Genomic DNA, 18,030 nt, shown 5'->3' with positions numbered 1-18,030 from the left:
ACGTGGTCATCCTGGGGATGTAGCCGCCGGGTTGATGCGGCGGGCGCGGCGGCCTGGGAGAGTCAGGGCGTGTGGGAACTCGGGGTCGCGGCATTGGCGTGCCTGGTCGCGGTGGAGCTGGGCGTGCGGCTGGTTCGCGCGCGGCGCGCGGCCGCCCGTGCGCTGCAGCAGCGCGGATGGCTGCTGGAGCGCGAACGGGAAAGCGCCGCGCAGCAGGCGGTCGACGCCGAACGCGCGCGGATCGCCCGGGAGCTGCACGACATCGTGAGCCACAACGTGAGCGTGATGCTCGTGCAGGCCGGCGCCGCGCGCCTGGTGGTCGAGACCGAGCCCGCGCAGGCGGTCGAGGCGCTGCGGGAGGTCGAGACCGCCGGCCGCGACACGATGACGGAGCTGCGGAACCTGCTCGGCCTGCTCGCGCCGCCCGCCGACGGCGAGGAGCCGCCCGACCTCGCGCCGCAGCCCAGCCTCGCGCGGCTGAGCCCGCTCGTCGACCGGATCGCGTTCGCCGGGCTGCCGGTGGAGGTGCGCGTGTCGGGCGAGCCGCGGTCGCTGCCGTCCGGAGTGGACTTGACGGCGTACCGGATCATCCAGGAGGCCCTGACCAACGCGCTCAAGCACGGTGACGGGGGGAAGGCCGAGGTGACGGTGCGCTACACCGACCACTACCTGCGGGTCGAGGTGGTGAACAGCGGGCCGAGCGTGCTCACGGGCGGTTCGGCCGCCGCGTCCTCCTCGCAGGGGGAAGGGCGTGGCTTGCTCGGGCTGCGGGAACGCGTCGCGGCCTTCGGCGGTGACCTCGACGCGCGGCGCCGCCTCGGGGGCGGATTCCGCGTGCGCGCGCGGATCCCGCTGGAGCGCTCGTGACCGCCCCGCGCGTCGTCATCGCCGACGACCAAGGCCTGGTCCGCACGGGCTTTCGCATGATCCTCACGGCCGGCGGCATCGACGTGGTCGGTGAAGCGGCCGACGGGGTGGCCGCGGTGGAGCTGGTGCGGGAGCTGCACCCGGACGTCGTGCTCATGGACATCCGCATGCCCGCCATGGACGGTCTCGAAGCCGCGCGCCGCGTCCTGGCCGACGACCCGCGCTGCAAGGTGCTGATGCTGACGACGTTCGACCTCGACAGCTACGTCTACCAAGCCCTCGCCGCCGGCGCGAGCGGCTTCCTGCTGAAGGACGTGACGCCCGAACACCTCGTGGCCGCCGTCCGGCTCGTCGACACCGGCGACGCGCTGCTGGCACCCTCGATCACGCGGCGGCTGGTGGAACGGTTCGCCGCGCCCGCCGCTCCGGCTCCGGCCGCGGCAGCTCCGCCGACACACCGCGACCTGTCCGCGCTGACCCCGCGCGAGCTCGAGGTCCTGACGCTGCTGGGCCGGGGCCGGTCCAACACCGAGCTGGCCGCCGACCTCACCCTGAGCGAGGCGACGATCAAAACCCACGTCGCGCGCATCTTCGCGAAGCTGTCCCTGCGCGACCGCGCCCAAGCGGTGGTGCTGGCCTACGAAACCGGCCTGGTCTCGCCCGGGGACTCGCCGGTTTAGCCCTCGACCGCCTGCCGGACCGCCGGCACGACGTCTCGCGCGAAGCGCAGCACCTGGTCGATCGTCTGGTGCTCCGGCCAGAAGACGAACGTCGTGAAGGGCAGGTCGGTGGCCGAGCGCGTCAAGAACTCGGCCCACTGTGCCGCGTCGCCGCGCACGGGTTCGGCGCCGGCGGCGACATCGAGGGTGCCGGGCGCGTCGGTGATCGTGCCGACGACCTGGCAGATCCGCCGCACGTCCGACGGCTGCCGGCCGGCGGCCGCCGCGGCCTCGTCCAGGATCGCGTGGGCCGGACCCCACTTCTCGTAGGGCAGGTAGGACGGGATCGGCGCGGCCTAGCCGTCGGCGACTCGGCCGGTCAGGGCCAGCGCCTTCGGTCCCCGCGCACCGGTCCAGAGCTCGATCGGGTGCGCGGGCCGGGGCCCGGGCACGAGACCGTCCACTGTGTAGTGAACGCCGCGGTGGTGGAGGGGCCGGCGGTCGGCGCGCCAGATCGCCCGCATGAGCTCGAAGGCCTCCTCGAGCGCGGCGTTGGCCTCGGCTCGCGAGCGCCGTTCGACGCCGAGGCGCTCGATCGCGTCCCAGTAACCGCCCGCGCCGACGGCGAGCTCGAAGCGCCCGGCGGACGTGAGGTCGAGCGAGGCGGCGGCCTTGGCGAGCATCGCGGGCGGGCGCAGCGGCAGGTTCGTCACGTCGGGGAACACGTGGATGCGGCGGGTGGCGGCCAGCAGAGCGCCCGCGAGCACGAAGGTGTCGAGGTACTCCGGCACGTACGGGTGGTCCTGGATGCCCAGGAACTCCAGCCCGTGCTCCTCCGCGGCCACCGCCAGCTCGCGATGCGCGCCGACGTCGAGGGTCGGCACGAGCGAGAACCCGAAAGCCAGGCGAGTCATGACGGTACCTTCCGGTCGAGGTGGTCACGAATTCTGACTATCATCGATAGTGACCACTGTCGAGACGGAGCATTCCGCGGGGAGGGGCTTTACTTCGGCGAGCCGAACGGCGCGTGCACCATCCAGACGCCGACGGCGGGCTCGTCACCCGCGTTGAACAGCCGGTGCGGGGTGGCCGAGTCGAAGTAGACGGAGTCGCCTGGGCCGATCTCGGTGGTGTCGAACCCGACGGTGACGCCGAGGCGGCCGCTGAGGACGTACCCGAACTCGTGTCCGGGGTGCGTCTGGCGCGGCCCTCGGGGCACGACGCGCCGCCGACGTCGTAGGTGATCTTGAGGAAGTCGGCGCCGGGCACGTCACGCGGCGTGAGCCGCTCCCACGTGATGCCGCCTTCGAGCTTGAGCGTGCCGCGGGTCTCGCCCAGCTGCACCAGCGGCGCGCTGATCAGCTTCTGCGGCACCGAGAACTCGCCGGCCGCCACGGCTGCGCCGTTGCTCGAAGACAGGGCCGGCCGGCCGCGCTTCGGCTCCGGAGCCTCGGCCCGCTCGCCGGCGGGGTCGAACAGCTCGTCCACGGTCAGGTTCAGGTGCTGCACCAGCGCGTACAGCGACGCGACCGAGGGCCGGGCCTTGCCGTTCTCGATCTGGCTCACCAGGCTCACCGACACGCCCGCCTTGCGCGCGAGCTCGCGGGCGCTGATGCCCACCTCGGTGCGCGCCTGCCGCAGCCGCCCCCCTACCCCCGCGAGAACATCCGCCTGATCGCCTGCCGCCTGTGACGGTCGCACAGCATCGCCTCCCTCGAGGTCGAGGCGGTCACCTTCGTTCAATCTTGGTGGACACCAGGCCGGGTGTTCAGTGACCGTTAAACTCGCTTCGGGACGGGACGGGAACCGCGAACACCTCCGGGTGCTTCACCAGCTCCACGCGCGTCCGCCGGATGTGCAGCTCCAGGATGCGCTCGGCCGACGCGTGATCGCGTTGGCGCAGCGCCTCGATGAGCAGCCGGTGCTCCGCGCGGATGATCCAGCTGCGGCGTTCCCCGGCCAGCCGCGTGAAGGCCCGGCGGTAGTGCTGCGTGGTGTCCCACAAGCGGTTGAGGATCGCGGCGAGGTCGTAGGCGTCGTGGTGGCGATAGACCGTCCAGTGCAGCTGCCGGTCGAGCACGAGGAACTCCTCGACGTCGTCGGTCCGCTCGATGCGGTCCTCGAGCGCCTCCAGCTCGTCGATGTCCTCATCGGACAGCCGGGGCGCGGATTCGGCCAGCAGCAAAGGTTCCAGCCGCTCGCGCATCTTGTACGACAGCTCGCACTCGCGCACGTCCATGGACGTGACCCACGCGCCGGAATTGGCGCGCAGGGTCACCAGCCCTCGGGACTCCAGGATGCGCAGGGCTTCGCGGACCGGCAGGCGGCTGGTGCGCAGCTCCTCGGCCAGCTCGTCCTGGATGATGCGCGTGCCCGGGGCGAGGCGGCCGTCGAGGATCCGCGCTCGCAGCTCGTCGGCGACGCGCTGGCTCGCCACGCCCGCGGGTACGGCCACGCCGGTTCCTCTCAATCGAACGCCTCCGGACGGTGGTCGAAGGCCTTTCCGTTCGGATAGGACACTAGCTCACACTGCAGGCCCCACGGTGACAGGAAGTACACCCACCGCTGCCCTTCGCTCGCGCCGCTGCTGGTGGTCGGCTCGCCGAGTACACGCAGGCCGCGGCGGTGCAGGTCGGCGACCGCGGCGTCGAGATCCTCCACGTACAGCGCGATGTGGTGCCCGCCGACGTCGGAGTTGCGCGGCGGCACGGGGTTGCGCTCCGGCGCCTCGTACTGGAACACCTCGAAGATCGCCTTGCCGCCGAGCCGGTAGAAGTGCAGGCGCCGCATCACCGCTTTGTCGTCGACGCCGAGGTGCTCGCTCATCCAGCTGTCGTCGTGCTCGTACGGCCCGAGCCGGTACAGGTATTCGCAGCCCAGCACCTCGGTGAAGAACTCGTGGGCCTGGTCGAGGTCCGGCACTGTGAGGCCGAAGTGGTCGACGCCCGTCACCCCGGGGATCGGCATGAGCACACCTCCAATGGATCCATTCGCTTGCTTTTCATGGCTACTTTACGGCATAGTCTCCGTCAAGCCTTTCGCAATGGATCCATTCGAAGATGAGGAGCCCTGATGGCCACGCACGAGTCACTGGTCGCCGGCGCGCCTTGGATCCGCCTGCGCGCCACGCCGGAGGACTGGGACGAAGCCGCGCCGGACCTGCTGCTGAGCCTGCTCGGGCGGGCGCAGTGGATCCGGTCGTTCGAGGAGTACGTGCTGGAGCTCGCAGGTCAGGGTCTCGTGCACGGCCCGGCGCACTCGAGCATCGGCCAGGAGGGCGGCGCCGTCGGCTCGATCTTCCCGCTGCGCAGCGACGACTTCGTGAACGGCTCGCACCGCGGCCACCACCAGTTCCTCGCCAAGGCCTTCGGCCACGTCGCCCCGGAGCCCACCGGGCTGCCAGCGATCGACGACGAGGTGCGCACGGTGCTGCGCCGCACGCTGGCCGAGATCTGCGGCCTGGCCGAGGGCTACGGCAGCGGGCGCGGCGGGTCGATGCACCTGCAGTGGCGCGAGGCCGGCGCGATGGGAACCAACGCGATCGTCGGCGGGGGAGTGCCGCAGGCCGCGGGCTTCGCGTGGAACCAGCGTCACACCGGCACCGACGCGGTCACCGTCACCTACTTCGGCGACGGTGCCGTGAACATCGGCTCGGTGCTCGAGACGTTCAACCTCGCCGCGGCGTGGAAGCTGCCCGTCTGCTTCTTCATCGAGAACAACCAGTACGCGGTGTCCACGCCCGTCGACACGGTCACGGCCGAGACCCGGCTCTCCGCGCGCGGCCTCGGGTTCCACATCCCGAGCTGGCAGGTGGACGGAATGGATCCACTCGCCGTGCACCTGGCGATGAGCGAGGCCGTGGCCCACATGCGCGCGGGCAACGGCCCGACCATCGTCGAGGCCGAGGTCTACCGCTACTTCCACCAGAACGGCCCGTACCCGGGCAGTGCCTTCGGCTACCGCACGAAGGAAGAAGAGAAGTCCTGGCGCGACCGCGACCCGATCGACCTGCTGCGCCGCCACGTCGTGCGCCGCGGGCTCGCCGACGACGACCAGCTCAAGGCGTTCGACGAAGAGATCACCCGGACGCTGCACGAGATCGGCGACAGCTTCGTCGAAGACGGGCCGGACGGCAAGCGCCGCATCAAGGACTCCGCGTGGCCGGACCCGACCTTCGTCGACGTCGGGGTGCGTGGCGATCTGTCCGAACTGGACGGAAGCCGATACGAGGAAGCCGAGTCCTTCAGCGGGGCGTTGAAGGAGCGCCGGTTCATCGACGCCGTCAGCGATGTCCTCGCCCGGCGGCTGGAGACCGACGAGCGTGTGGTCGTGCTCGGCGAGGACGTCGACCGGCTCAAGGGCGGCACCAACGGCGCCACGAAGAGGGCCATCGAAACGGCACCCGAGCGCGTGCTGGGCACCCCGATCAGCGAGAACGCGTTCACCGGTCTCGCCGGCGGCATGGCCATCGACGGCCGCTCGCGCCCGGTCGTCGAGTTCATGTACGCCGACTTCATGTGGGTCGCCGCCGACCAGTTGTTCAACCAGGTCGCCAAGGCGCGGCACATGTTCGGCGGGGCCGGCAGCGTGCCGTTCGTGCTGCGCAGCAAGCTCGCCGCGGGCACCGGCTACGGCTCGCAGCACTCGATGGACCCGGCCGGGATCCTCACCTCCGCACCCGGGCTGCGGGTCGTGGCGCCGTCGAACCCGTTCGACTACGTCGGCCTGATGAACACCGCGCTGGCCTGCGACGACCCGGTCGTGGTGCTGGAACACGTGGACCTCTACGCCACCACGGGCACCGCGCCGGTCGACGACTTCGACTACCGCATCCCCGTCGGCAAGGCCGCGCTGCGCCGCACCGGCGACGACCTCACCGTGATCAGCTACCTGTCCATGGTCGGGCACTGCCTCGAGGCCCTGGACGAGACCGGTGTGAGCGCCGACCTGATCGACCTGCGCTGGCTCGACCGCGCGAGCCTCGACTGGGACACGATCGAACGCAGCGTCCGCAAGACCAACCGGGTGCTGATCGTCGAGCAAGGCGCCATCGGCACTTCGTACGGCGGGAAGCTCGCCGACGAGATCCAGCGCCGCCTGTTCGACTGGCTCGACGCGCCGATCGAGCGCGTCACCGGCGGCGAGGCGTCGCCCAGCATCAGCAAGGTCCTCGAACGCGCGGCGATCGCGCGGACCGAGGAAGTGACCGCGGCGCTGCGGCGCCTGTCCGACTGACCGCAACTGCGACCGGCAGCGAGGAGTTCCAACGATGGCAACGCTGTTGCGGGTGCCCGAAGTCGCCACGGGGTCGACCGAGGCCGTGCTGAGCGAGTGGCTGGTGCCCGAGAACGAGGCGTTCGACGCCGGCACGGCGCTGGCCGTGCTGGAGACGGACAAAGCGGCCGTGGAGGTCGAGGCCGAAGCCGGCTCGACCGTGCTACGGCAGCTGGTGGACCGCGGGACGACGGTGGAGGTCGGCACGCCGATCGCCGTGCTGGGTGCCGTGGGGGAGGACGTGAGCGGGCTGCTGGCGGAGCTGGGTGCTTCGGCTTCGCCGAACGGTTCGGCTCAGTCCGAGCCGGCCCGGTCCGGGCCGGCACCGGCGGCGTCGAACGGTTCGCGCGAGCGGATTTTCGCGAGTCCCCTGGCGCGCAAGATGTTGAAGGAAGCCGGGATCGGGCTCGAGGAGGTGGCCGGGACCGGGCCGAACGGGCGCATCGTGCGCAAGGACGTGGCGGACGCGATCGCGCGTGCGGACCGGCCGGCACCGGCGACGCCACAGCCTGAACCGACCCCGGCACGCGAAATGCCCGTGGCCGAACTGGCCCCCGCCCGCCGTGAACCCGCGGCAGGCGCGGCGTTCACCGAGATCCCGCACACCCGGATCCGCCGCGCCATCGCGAGCCGGCTCACGATGAGCAAGCAGACCGTGCCGCACTTCTCGGTGCGGCGCACCGCGCGGATCGACGCGCTGCTGGCTCTGCGCAAGCAGCTCAACGAGGTGTCGCCGGCGCGGATCTCGGTCAACGACCTGATCATCCGGGCCGTGGCCGTCGCGCACACCGAGGTGCCCGACGCCAACGTCATCTGGACCGAGGACGCGCTGCGCAAGTACGACTCGGTCGACGTCGGCGTCGCGATCGCGTCCGAACGGGGCCTGGTCACTCCGGTCGTACGCGGGGTCGAGAAGCTGGCGCCGAGCGCGATTTCGCGCCAGGTCAAGGGTTTCGCGACCCAGGCCGACGAGGGCAAGCTCAAGCAGCAGGACCTCGAAGGCGGCTCGATCGCGGTGAGCAACCTCGGCATGTACGGCGTGGACGACTTCACGGCCATCATCAACCCGCCGCAGTCGTCGATCCTCGCGGTGGGCGCCGGGAAACCCGGTGCGGTCGTGGAGGACGGCGAGCTGACCGTGGCGACGCAGCTCGCGCTCACGCTGGCGGTCGACCACCGCGCGATCGACGGGGCGCTGGCGGCCTCCTGGCTGGGCGTGCTGGTCGACGCGCTCGAACAGCCGCTGCGGCTGGTCGCCTGACCCGGCCCGGTTCCGCCCGCCCGACGTTCCGGCGGGCGGAACCGGGCTCCGGCCACTGGTACTCGCAGACGCCGGGCGTGTTCCTGCACCACGCGGGCCACACCCACCGCAACCACCGCACGATCAGCCCGGCGGCGCCGCGCGTGACGCTGCAGGAAGTGGCCGCGGCCAAGGAATAATCGGGCGGGTTCTCCATCCTGCGCCTGCACACCCACGGCTACGCGCTGAACTTCTACAAGTCCCGCAGCGCGCTCGCCCGCCAGTGGAGCGAGCGCAGCCGCCAGGAGATCATGGGCTACTGGCCGCAGTTCGCCTTCGGCAACACCGTGGGCGACCGCAACACCGTGGTCAAGCGCGACCTGACCGGGCTGAAGCGGCCGCACCACTGACGGGGCCAGTGCCACTGCCGGGGTTTCCGGCGGTGGCACTGTCCTGTGTGGATTGTCGGTCAGTGTCGGCCGGACTGCCGTGGCCGCTGTCGCCACCGTGGTCGCCACCGCTGTCGTAGTACCGGTCGCCGGTCGCCTGCGCCCGGGCGTCCCGATCGTCGCCCGGCTCGGTCCCGGTGCCCCGCGTCGATCGCCGGCCACTGCGGCCGTCGTGGTCCGGTCCTCGGGATGCGGATTGTCCTCAGTGGACACGAAAGCGGTCGGCTTGGCCGCGGGCTCCGGCGGCCCTGCCCCCCGCGACCGCCGTCACGATCCCGGCGGCCGCCACTGTCGCCGCGGCCACCCCGGCGACCCGGCGGCGGGTCCGCTGCGTGCTGTTCTGCGGTGAGTTCGTCCTGCCCTCAGTCGTCACGCCGCCCCGGGCCGGTCACCATCGTCCGGTGGTCCTCGTACCCCGGGTCACCAGCTTTCGACCCGGACACCCCGGTGCTCCCCATCGGACAGGAACAGCGCCACCGCCTCACCTTCGTCGCAGACGGCCGCGCGCTCCGCGCGAGTCAGCCGACGCAGCGGCGCCACCACCACCGTGCCCTCCTCGACGGTCCACGTCGCCGTGACGTGGCCGTCCACGAGGAGGACGGGGGAGCCCGCGACGGAGAGGTTGCGGTGGGCGTCGTCGACGATGCGGGTGCGGTCGGAGTAGCCGAGCAGCGTGTTGTCGAACGCGGGGAGGAAGCGGACGGGCGCCGGGGTGTCCGGGGCGGGGCGCGGGGCGTCGGGGAGGTCCAGCAGTTCGCGGCCACGGTCGTCGCGGAAGGACACCAGTTCGTCGCGCACCGAAGCGACGGCGGCGGGCAGCCCGGCGAGGCCGGACCACGCGCGCAGGTCGGCGGTGGCGGCGGGGCCGTAGGCGGCGAGGTTGCGGCGGACCAGCTCGGCGCCGACGACGTCGTCCGGGCGAGCCGGGACTTCGCGGCCCAGCCAGGCGGACAGCGGCAGGTACCGCACGCCCGCCTTCTGCCGCCACACCCCGCGCGGCGGCAGCTGCACCGCGGGCACGAGCGCGGCGACCAGCATCTCGCCCAGCGCGCGTGGTCCCGGCGCCGGCCAGCGGTCCGCCACGGCCCGCGCGAGCTCGGGCATGGACCGCGGTTCGCCGTCGGCGAGGACCGCGCGGCCCGCCGCGGCGAGCTCCGTGAGGTCGACGCCGTCGAGCTCGCGCCGGTAGACGCCGAGCACGCGCTGGCGCAGCATCGCGTCGTGGCGGGTGCGCCAGGCGAGGGCGTCGTCGGCGGTGACGAGGTGGACGGTGCGGCGCATGAGATGGGTCCGGACCACCTGCCGTCCGACGAGGAGGTCCGAGAGCTCCGCCGGCTCGAAGGCCCGCAACCGCGACCACAAACCCGTGAACGGTTCCTGCGGTTCCTGCGCCTGCAGCCCGCACAGGTGCGCGACGGCGTCGAGTGCGGGCAGGTCGGCGCGCTTCAGCAGGAGCTGGCGGGCGAGCGTCGCGCGGTTGAGCGCGCGACCGTCCAGCACCGTCACGACGCTTCGAGCGTTTCGCGCAGCAGGTCGGCGTGGCCCGCGTGTTGCGCGGTCTCGACGATCACGTGCAGCAGGACCCCGCGCACACTGCGCTCGGCTCCGGCCTCGTGCCACGGCGCTTCCGGCAACGGGTGCGCCGCCGCCAGGTCGGGCACGGCGGCGACGATCTCCTCGGTCCGCGCCGCGACCTCGTCGTAGCGCTTCAAGATGCCGGCGAGCGTGTCGCCGGGCTGCATGCTGAATTCCGCCTGGTGCTCGATCGCCCAGTTCGGATACTCGCGCGCGGTCCCGGCCGCGAAATCGGCCCAGGTCACGTCGTCGGGCAGCTCGTAGCTCATCGCCGACGCGCCTTCGACCGCGAAGCGCAGCCACTGCTCTTCCATCGACGCGACGTGCTTGACGAGCCCGCCGAGGCACAGCTCGCTGACGGTGGGGCGCTCGCCCAGCTGCTCGTCGGTGAGGTCGCGGACGCTCGTCTTCAGCGTCTCCCGAGCACGGGCCAGCTGCGCGAGGAGTTCGGTCTTTTCGGTCATGACGTCATCGTCGCAAGGGAAGCGGACAGGATGTGGCCGCTTCTTCCATCATGATGAAACCGTGCCGAAGACCTCCGCCCGCCTCCTGGCGTTGCTCTCGCTGCTGCAGGCGCGCCGCGACTGGCCGGGTGCGGCGCTGGCCGAGCGGCTCGCCATCAGCCCGCGCACTGTCCGCCGTGACGTCGATCGCTTGCGGGAGCTGGGATATCCGATCGTCGCGACCAAGGGACCCGACGGCGGCTACCGCCTCGACGCCGGCGCGCAGCTGCCGCCGCTGCTGTTCGACGACGAGCAGGCCGTCGCGCTCGCCGTCGCCCTGCAGCTGGCGACCACCGCCGGCGCGGGCATCGAGGAAGCGGCCGCGCGGGCGCTGACGACGGTGCGCCAGGTGATGCCCGCCCGGCAGCGGCACCGGATCGACAGCGTCCGCGTGACCGCGCTGGCCCGGCCGGGGCCGCAAGTCGGCAGCGAGGTACTAGCGGCGCTGGGCACCGCCGTCCACGCGAGCGAGGTGCTGCGCTTCGACTACCCACCCGGCCCCGCGCCGCGGCGCGTCGAGCCGCACCACCTCGTCGCCCGCGGCGGCCTCTGGTACCTCGTGGCCTGGGACCTCGACCGCGGCGACTGGCGCGTCTTCCGCGCCGACCGCCTCACGCCCCGCACTCCGACCGGCCCGCGGTTCACCCCGCGCGAGCTGCCCGGCGGCAGCGTCGCCGCCTTCGTGACCAGCCGGTTCCAGGGCTCCGGCAGCGGCTGGCCCTGCCGCGGCTCGGTGATCCTCGACCTGCCCGCCGCGGCAGTGTCGCGCTACGCCGGGGACGCCGTCGTCGAGGAGGCCGGCCCGGACCGGTGCCGGCTGGAGCTGGGCTCGTGGTCGTGGGTTTCGCTGGCCGCCGCGTTCGGGCGGTTCGACGCGGACCTGGAGGTCGTCGGCCCGCCCGAGCTGGCGGAGGCGTTCGAGGTGTTGGCGAACCGCTTTCACCGTCATTGCACGAACTCCCCCCGGGGCGCTGACCTCGGTTTTCTTGCCGTTGGGGATGCAGCGGCCGCGATCATGACGCCTACCGATCCTTAAAGGACACCGGCCGCACCTGAGAAACAGGTCATGGCTCTGATGCGGAGGGGCGTCGGATCGTTGGCTCCTCCGGTTGCAGGTCGTCAGGCGAAGTAGTGCCCTTCTTCGATGTCATCGATGAGGCCGGGGTGCGTCGGTGTCCACCCGAGCAGTTGCTGGGTGATCGTGCTCGATGCGGGCATGTCGGTGCCCAGGAGTGCCCCGAGGGGCATGCCGAACTCCTCTGCGGGGCGGGATTGCGCGGGCACGCCGACGCCGCGCCCGATCGCTTCGGCGATGTCGCGAAAGGCGACTCTCTCGTCGCCCACGGCGTGCAGGACCGATCCCGCGGGTGCCTTCTCGATCGCGAGCCGGTACAGGGTCGCGGCGTCCTTGACGTGCACGGCGGGCCAGCGGTTCATCCCGTCGCCCACGTACGCGGAGACTCCGGTTGTCCTTGCCCGGGTGGTCAGCTGGGGGATGAAGCCGTGCTGCTCGCCCGTGCCATGTGCGGATCGCGGGATCATGACAAGGCTCACGCGGACTCCGCGATCGGCGGCGGCGAGGGCGGCCTGCATGTTCTTGATGCGCGCGGCGATGGGCCCCTCTGGCACCAGTTCGTCGTGCTCGGTGGCGGCTCGGCCCGGCACGGTGATGGTCGCGCCGGTGACGAGCAGCGGCTTGCCGGTGCCTTCGAGCGCGTTCGTGAACACGTCGATGGCGGCGGCGTCGGCCGGGGCGCCGCCGACCTGCCCGAGCTCGTGGGCGTAGGCGAGGTGGATGACGCCGTCAGTCTCTTCCGCCGCATCTCGGAGGATTTTGAGGTCGTCGAGGCCACCGCGGCGGGCCTCGGCGCCCAGCTGCTCGATCGCGGCTGCGGCGGTGTCGGAACGGGCCAGGCCGACGACCTCGTGGCCGGCGTCGATGAGTTCGGGGACAACTGAGGATCCGATCCAGCCGGAGGCCCCGGTGACGAAGATGCGCACGAGATGCTCCCTGCAAGTGATGCGACTGTGTCGCATCAAAGCTAGCGATGCGACACAGTCGCGTCAAGGACCTGATGCGATGCCGTCGCATCGTTTATCGTGTGAGCATGAGCAGATGGGCGCCGGATGCGCGTGAGCGACTCGAGGTTGCCGCGCTCGAGCTGTTCTCCGCTCAGGGATACGAGAACACGACGGTGGCGCAGATCGCCGAGCGTGCCGGCCTGAATCGCGCGACCTTCTTCCGGCACTTCGCCGACAAACGCGAGATCCTCTTCGGTCAAGAGGACGAGCTCGCCATTCTCTTGACCGACGCGATCCGCTCCGCACCGGCGGAAGCCGATGTGCCCGCTTGTCTCCTGTCCGCCTTGCACGCGGCGGACGCGAGGATGACAGCTGATCAGCGCCCTAGGGCCGTTCAGCGGCGCCGGATTGCCGACGCGAACATGGACGTGCGGGAGCGGGGACTGCTGAAGATCGCAGGAACCACGGCAGCGGCGGCCGCCGCACTCACCGACCGCGGCGTCGACGAGCTGAGCGCGCGCCTCGCCGCCGAGATGCTGATCCTTGCATTCAGCGTCGGCCTCCGCGAATGGATCAACACCAGCGACCACGCGAAACCGTTCTCGTCACACGCCGCGACAGCCCTCGAAGCAATCCGCGACCGCGCTGGACTGCTTCGAGACCCGGCGACGGCGAAAACGTGACTCTGCTTGGGTCTCGAGGGCGGCGAGTTCGGTGGGCCGGCCACGCCGACCGAAATCTCTGAGAGCCCGACGGCGCGGAGCCGCCTCAACCACGATCTCCGGCGCCTCCACAAGGAGGGCAGAGTTCGGATCGTGTGACCTCAGGCCCGCTTTCACGCCGGGGTCAGGCCGCGGCGGCGGCCGGCCCGCTCGCCAGCGCCTGAACCCGGTTGAACGGCCCGTTGTAGTAGTTCTGGTCGCCCGGCAGGCCGCCGGTGCGGGAGAACTGCCAGATGCTCTGCTTGTCCCAGCCCGCCGGCAGCTCGCCGATCTGCGGGGCGTAGCGCGCGAGCCACAGCGGATCCGTGTCGCCGAAGCGGTTCGTGTTGCCGGTGCAGCGTTTCCACCATGTGGTGGAGGTGTAGATCAGCGCGCTGCGGCCTTCCTTCGCGAGGTAGGTGCGCGTGAAGTCGGCGATCCAGTTGGTCATGTCGGCCGGGCTCTTGCCGTAACAGGCATCGCCGTACGGGTTGTACTCGATGTCGAGCGCGCCGGGCAGCGTTTTGCCGTCTCCGCGCCAGGCCCCGCCGTGCGCGATGAAGTACTCCGCCTGCTCCGCACCGCCGGACACGTCGGGCCGCGCGAAGTGGTAGGCGCCGCGGATGATCCCGGCGGCGTGCGCCCCGTCGTACTGCCCGCCGAACTGGGGGTTGACGAACCCGGTGCCCTCGGTCGCCTTGACGTAGGTGAACCGCGCCCCCGACCCGCTCGCCGCCTTCCAGTCGACAGCGCCCGTGTGGCCGCTCACGTCGTGGCCGAGTGTCTGGTCGACGTCGGCCCGGGCCAGGTCAGGACCCCCGTGCACCCCTTCGTGCGCCGCGATCTGCGCGCCCGCGTAGGTGTCCCCGGCTAGTGAGTAGTCGGCTGCCGGAGCGGCCGAGGCGGGCGCCGTCAGCAGCCCTCCCGGCACCAGCACACCGGCGACGATCAGCAAAGACCGCCGCCACCGGCCGCCACGGTCGTTTCCCGGCACTGTTCGCATTCCGGCTCCGATCCTGTCACTGGCAGGTCCGGTGATCATCGTGCCTCCGGTGTGGACACTTCGCGAGCCTTCTGTCACTCGATCGTGGAATGCTCCACTGTGGACAGACAGCCGGTCCGGCAAAGCAGCACCACGTCACAGCGGTCATCGCGGTGGATGATCACCGGCCGGCCCCGGCCTCGGCGTAAGCTGGCCGCGTCAGTCGCACACGTCGTCGGAAGGGCTGCCGGGGGTATGGAAGAGAGCGCAAGCGCCACTCTCGACGATGCGGCCGAGGTCTTCGCGCAGGTGCGCCCGCGGCTGTTCGGCATCGCGTACCGCATGCTCGGCAGCGCGGCCGACGCGGAGGACGTGCTGCAGGAGGTGTGGCTGCGCTGGCAGAAGGCAGACCGCTCGGTGGTCGAGAACCCGGCTGCCTACCTCGCGACCACGACCACGCGCCTGGCCATCAACGCCACGCGCACCGCCTACGCGCGGCGCGAGACCTACGTCGGGCCCTGGCTGCCCGAGCCCGTCGACACGACGGCCGACCCGCAGCTCGGCGCCGAGCGCGCCGCCGCGCTGGAGGTCGCCGTGCTGATGCTGCTGGAGAAGCTCACGCCGACCGAGCGTGCCGCGTACGTGCTGCGGGAGGCGTTCGACTACCCGTACTCGCAGATCGCCGAGATCATCCAGACCACCGAGGTCACGGCGCGCCAGTACGTGAGCCGCGCCCGCAAGCACCTCGCTGCGGAGAAGCGCAAGCCCGTGAGCGAGGAGGAGCGCAAGAAGCTGCTCACCGCGTTCCTCGCCGCCGCGCAGGCCGGGGACCTGCCGGCGCTGGAGCAGCTCTTCGCCGCCGACGTGGTGAGCTACTCCGACGGCGGCGGCGTCGCCCGGGCCGCACGCTCGGCGATCTTCGGCCCGGCCACGCTCGCGAAGGTCATCCGTGCGTACCAGCCGTTCTTCTGGACGGATGCCGACATCGTCTTCACGCAGGTCAACGGCGAGCTCGCCGCGGTGCTCAGCCGCAACGGCGCCGTGTACGGCGTCATCAGCTTCACCTCCACGGAAGACGGCATCGACAAGATCCTCTGGATGCTCAACCCCGGCAAGCTCACCGCCGCCCTGCCCACGGACTGACGCGCTGCCGTGCGGCGGATTGTCCTCGGTCGCTGACCCGGATCGATCTGGCCGCGCACCGGCTCAGGACCCCCGCGCTGTCGAAGGGTTCCTGAGCCGCGTCGATCACGCGCCGACGTAGTCCGCCAGGTGCTCGCCGGTCAGTGTCGCGCGCTTCGCGACGAGGTCGGCCGGCGTGCCCTCGAACACGACGCGCCCGCCGTCGTGGCCGGCGCCGGGGCCGAGGTCGATGATCCAGTCGGCGTGGGCCATCACGGCCTGGTGGTGCTCGATGACGATCACGGACTTGCCGGCCTCGACGAGCCGGTCCAGCAGGCCCAGCAGCTGTTCGACGTCGGCCAGGTGCAGGCCGGCGGTCGGCTCGTCGAGGACGTAGACGCCGCCGTCGGCGCCCATTTTCGTGGCCAGCTTGATCCGCTGGCGCTCGCCGCCCGAGAGCGTGGTGAGGGGCTGGCCGAGTGTGAGGTAGCCGAGCCCGACATCGGCCAGGCGCCGCAGGATCTTGTGCGCCGCCGGGAGCTTCGCCTCGCCGTCGCCGAAGAACTCCTCGGCCTCGGCCACCGACATCGTGAGCACCTCGCTGATGTCGCGCCCGCCCAGGTGGTACTCCAGCACCTCGGCCTGGAACCGCTTGCCCTCGCACACCTCGCACGGCGTGGCGACGCCGGCCATCATCGCGAGGTCGGTGTAGACGACGCCCGCGCCGTTGCAGTTCGGGCACGCGCCCTCGGAGTTGGCGCTAAACAGGGCCGGCTTCACGCCGTTGGCCTTCGCGAACGCCTTGCGGATCGGCTCCAGCAGGCCGGTGTAGGTGGCCGGGTTGCTGCGCCGCGAGCCGCGGATCGCACCCTGGTCCACGGTCACCACGTCGTCGCCGCCCGAGACCGAGCCGTGGATGAGTGAGCTCTTGCCCGAACCCGCCACGCCCGTGACGACCACGAGCACGCCGAGCGGGATGTCGACGTCGACGTCTTGCAGGTTGTGCGTGTTCGCGCCGCGCACCTCGAGCGCGCCCGACGGCGTGCGCACCGACGGCTTCAGCTTGGCGCGGTCGTCGAGGTGGCGCCCGGTGCGGGTGCCGGACTTGCGCAGGCCCTCGATGCTGCCCTCGTACACGACCTCGCCGCCGCCGCTGCCCGCGTCGGGGCCGAGGTCGACGACGTGGTCGCCGATTGCGATCGTCTCCGGCTTGTGCTCCACGACGAGCACCGTGTTGCCCTTGTCCCGCAGTTGCCGCAGCAGGCCGTTCATCCGCTGGATGTCGTGGGGGTGCAGGCCGATGCTCGGCTCGTCGAACACGTAGGTCACGTCGGTCAGCGACGACCCGAGGTGGCGGATCATCTTGGTGCGCTGCGCCTCGCCGCCCGAGAGCGTGCCCGACGGCCGGTCGAGCGAGAGGTAGCCCAGCCCGATCTCGACGAACGAGTCGAGCGTGTGCCGCAGCGAGGTCAGCAGGGGAGCGACCGACGGTTCCTTCAGCCCGCTCACCCACTCGGCGAGGTCGCTGATCTGCAGGGCGCACGCGTCGGCGATGGAGAGCTCGCCGATCTTCGACGAGCGCGCCTCCGCCGACAGGCGCGTCCCGTCGCACTCGGGACAGATCGTGAAGGTGACCGCTCGCTCGACGAACGCGCGGATGTGCGGCTGCATCGCGTCGACGTCCTTGGACAGGAACGACTTCTGGATCGCGGGCACGAGGCCCGAGTAGGTGAGGTTGATGCCCTCGACCTTGATCTTCGTCGGTTCCTTGTACACCAGGTCGTTCAGCTGTTTTTTCGTGAACTTCTTGATCGGCTTGTCCGGGTCGAAGAAGCCGCTGCCGCGGAAGATGCGGCCGTACCAGCCCTCCATGCTGTAGCCGGGGATGGTGATGGCGCCTTCGTTGAGCGACTTGTTCTCGTCGTAGAGCGCGGTGAGGTCGATGTCGTTGACCTTGCCGCGGCCTTCGCAGCGCGGGCACATGCCGCCGGTGATGCTGAAGGTGCGGCGCTCCTTCACCGTCCGCCCCGCGCGTTCGAACGTCACCGCACCGCCGCCGCTGATCGAGGCGACGTTGAAGGAAAACGCTTGCGGCGAACCGATATACGGCTTGCCGAGGCGGCTGAAGAGGATCCGCAGCATCGCGTTGGCGTCGGTCGCGGTGCCCACAGTGGACCGCGGGTCGGCGCCCATCCGCTCCTGGTCCACGATGATCGCCGTGGTGAGGCCTTCGAGCACGTCGACTTCGGGCCGGGCGAGCGTGGGCATGAAGCCCTGCACGAAGGCGCTGTAGGTCTCGTTGATCAGCCGCTGCGACTCCGCGGCGATCGTGCCGAAGACCAGCGAGCTCTTGCCCGAGCCGGACACGCCGGTGAACACGGTCAGGCGGCGTTTCGGGAGCTCGACGCTGACGTCCTTGAGGTTGTTCACGCGCGCGCCGTGCACACGGATCACGTCGTGGCTGTCGGCGCCCTGCGGCGCGGACGAGGGCCTGGCCTTCGCCGTGGCCTTGGTCATCGGGTCTCCCTCTGCTGGGACGGGGGCCGCGCGTGCGGCGTCGACGGGGTCGGTGGAGCGGCTGGCGTCGATTCAACCAGCTCGGCCGGGGTGCTCGTGCCCGGTCGGGTGCGCGCTCA

Annotated in this window: 17 protein-coding genes and 1 pseudogene; 7 read left to right on the top strand and 11 right to left on the bottom strand. The window is 71.2% G+C overall.

Annotated elements, in window-relative coordinates:
* The first annotated feature begins 69 nt into the window (after positions 1-69).
* Both AB0M56_RS31085 and AB0M56_RS31080 read left to right on the top strand, forming a co-directional pair.
* Entirely contained in the window at positions 70-867 is a 798-nt protein-coding gene (locus AB0M56_RS31085; protein ID WP_364182422.1) for a sensor histidine kinase, read from the top strand.
* Positions 864-1,547, top strand: a complete 684-nt coding sequence (locus tag AB0M56_RS31080; protein WP_364182419.1) for a response regulator transcription factor — start codon at positions 864-866, stop codon at positions 1,545-1,547. The genes AB0M56_RS31085 and AB0M56_RS31080 overlap by 4 nt, the downstream gene beginning before the upstream one ends.
* On the opposite strand, the gene AB0M56_RS31075 is transcribed toward AB0M56_RS31080, so the two are convergent.
* The 6 genes and pseudogenes from AB0M56_RS31075 to AB0M56_RS31050 form a co-directional block, all read right to left on the bottom strand.
* Positions 1,544-1,783, bottom strand: a complete 240-nt coding sequence (locus tag AB0M56_RS31075; RefSeq protein ID WP_364182416.1) for a hypothetical protein — start codon at positions 1,781-1,783, stop codon at positions 1,544-1,546. The genes AB0M56_RS31080 and AB0M56_RS31075 overlap by 4 nt on opposite strands.
* Positions 1,784-1,882: 99 nt before the next feature.
* The gene (locus AB0M56_RS31070) at positions 1,883-2,440 is read right to left on the bottom strand and encodes an LLM class flavin-dependent oxidoreductase (RefSeq protein ID WP_364182413.1); all 558 of its coding nucleotides are present in this window, start codon (positions 2,438-2,440) and stop codon (positions 1,883-1,885) included.
* An 89-nt stretch (positions 2,441-2,529) separates the two neighbouring features.
* Positions 2,530-2,745, bottom strand: a complete 216-nt coding sequence (locus AB0M56_RS31065) for a cupin domain-containing protein (protein WP_364182787.1) — start codon at positions 2,743-2,745, stop codon at positions 2,530-2,532.
* A gap of 254 nt (positions 2,746-2,999) precedes the next feature.
* A pseudogene (locus AB0M56_RS31060) lies at positions 3,000-3,227 on the bottom strand (helix-turn-helix transcriptional regulator); the annotation flags it as partial.
* A 67-nt stretch (positions 3,228-3,294) separates the two neighbouring features.
* On the bottom strand, positions 3,295-3,981 hold the full coding sequence (locus tag AB0M56_RS31055) for a GntR family transcriptional regulator (protein ID WP_364182410.1): 687 nt from the start codon (positions 3,979-3,981) through the stop codon (positions 3,295-3,297).
* Positions 3,982-3,992: 11 nt separating this feature from the next.
* The gene (locus tag AB0M56_RS31050; RefSeq protein ID WP_364182408.1) at positions 3,993-4,493 is read right to left on the bottom strand and encodes a VOC family protein; all 501 of its coding nucleotides are present in this window, start codon (positions 4,491-4,493) and stop codon (positions 3,993-3,995) included.
* 105 nt (positions 4,494-4,598) lie between these two features.
* Here AB0M56_RS31050 and AB0M56_RS31045 point away from each other — a divergent pair, with 105 nt between their 5' ends.
* Both AB0M56_RS31045 and AB0M56_RS31040 read left to right on the top strand, forming a co-directional pair.
* Positions 4,599-6,761, top strand: a complete 2,163-nt coding sequence (locus AB0M56_RS31045) for a thiamine pyrophosphate-dependent enzyme (RefSeq protein WP_364182405.1) — start codon at positions 4,599-4,601, stop codon at positions 6,759-6,761.
* 34 nt (positions 6,762-6,795) lie between these two features.
* The gene (locus AB0M56_RS31040) at positions 6,796-8,061 is read left to right on the top strand and encodes a dihydrolipoamide acetyltransferase family protein (protein WP_364182402.1); all 1,266 of its coding nucleotides are present in this window, start codon (positions 6,796-6,798) and stop codon (positions 8,059-8,061) included.
* Positions 8,062-8,909: 848 nt separating this feature from the next.
* On the opposite strand, the gene AB0M56_RS31035 is transcribed toward AB0M56_RS31040, so the two are convergent.
* Both AB0M56_RS31035 and AB0M56_RS31030 read right to left on the bottom strand, forming a co-directional pair.
* Entirely contained in the window at positions 8,910-9,995 is a 1,086-nt protein-coding gene (locus AB0M56_RS31035; protein WP_364182400.1) for a winged helix DNA-binding domain-containing protein, read from the bottom strand.
* Positions 9,992-10,528: a DinB family protein gene (locus AB0M56_RS31030; protein WP_364182397.1), complete on the bottom strand. Its 537-nt coding sequence runs from the start codon at positions 10,526-10,528 to the stop codon at positions 9,992-9,994. Before AB0M56_RS31030 ends, AB0M56_RS31035 begins: the two co-directional genes overlap by 4 nt.
* 61 nt (positions 10,529-10,589) lie before the next feature.
* On the opposite strand from AB0M56_RS31030, the gene AB0M56_RS31025 reads away from it, so the two are divergent.
* Positions 10,590-11,603: a WYL domain-containing protein gene (locus tag AB0M56_RS31025; protein WP_364182395.1), complete on the top strand. Its 1,014-nt coding sequence runs from the start codon at positions 10,590-10,592 to the stop codon at positions 11,601-11,603.
* 83 nt (positions 11,604-11,686) lie between these two features.
* On the opposite strand, the gene AB0M56_RS31020 is transcribed toward AB0M56_RS31025, so the two are convergent.
* Positions 11,687-12,568, bottom strand: coding sequence for an SDR family oxidoreductase (locus tag AB0M56_RS31020; protein ID WP_364182392.1), 882 nt, complete (start codon positions 12,566-12,568; stop codon positions 11,687-11,689).
* A 107-nt stretch (positions 12,569-12,675) separates the two neighbouring features.
* On the opposite strand from AB0M56_RS31020, the gene AB0M56_RS31015 reads away from it, so the two are divergent.
* Positions 12,676-13,272 carry a helix-turn-helix domain-containing protein gene (locus AB0M56_RS31015; protein ID WP_364182389.1) on the top strand — a complete coding sequence of 199 codons (597 nt, stop codon included), beginning with the start codon at positions 12,676-12,678 and terminating at the stop codon, positions 13,270-13,272.
* A 163-nt stretch (positions 13,273-13,435) separates the two neighbouring features.
* Here the strand turns inward: AB0M56_RS31015 and AB0M56_RS31010 are convergent, their stop codons facing one another.
* On the bottom strand, positions 13,436-14,293 hold the full coding sequence (locus AB0M56_RS31010) for a lysozyme (RefSeq protein WP_364182386.1): 858 nt from the start codon (positions 14,291-14,293) through the stop codon (positions 13,436-13,438).
* Positions 14,294-14,527: 234 nt separating this feature from the next.
* On the opposite strand from AB0M56_RS31010, the gene AB0M56_RS31005 reads away from it, so the two are divergent.
* The gene (locus tag AB0M56_RS31005; protein WP_364182383.1) at positions 14,528-15,415 is read left to right on the top strand and encodes an RNA polymerase sigma-70 factor; all 888 of its coding nucleotides are present in this window, start codon (positions 14,528-14,530) and stop codon (positions 15,413-15,415) included.
* Between the two features lie 105 nt (positions 15,416-15,520).
* Here the strand turns inward: AB0M56_RS31005 and AB0M56_RS31000 are convergent, their stop codons facing one another.
* Positions 15,521-17,911 (bottom strand): excinuclease ABC subunit UvrA, encoded by a 2,391-nt coding sequence (locus AB0M56_RS31000; protein ID WP_364182380.1) that lies wholly within the window; start codon positions 17,909-17,911, stop codon positions 15,521-15,523.
* Positions 17,912-18,030: the final 119 nt, after the last annotated feature.

This window comes from Amycolatopsis sp. NPDC051372 (genome assembly GCF_040682095.1).
GTDB lineage: Bacteria > Actinomycetota > Actinomycetes > Mycobacteriales > Pseudonocardiaceae > Amycolatopsis.
The sequence above is the reverse complement of the archived record's forward strand: the minus strand, read 5'-3'. Positions and strand labels throughout refer to the sequence as shown.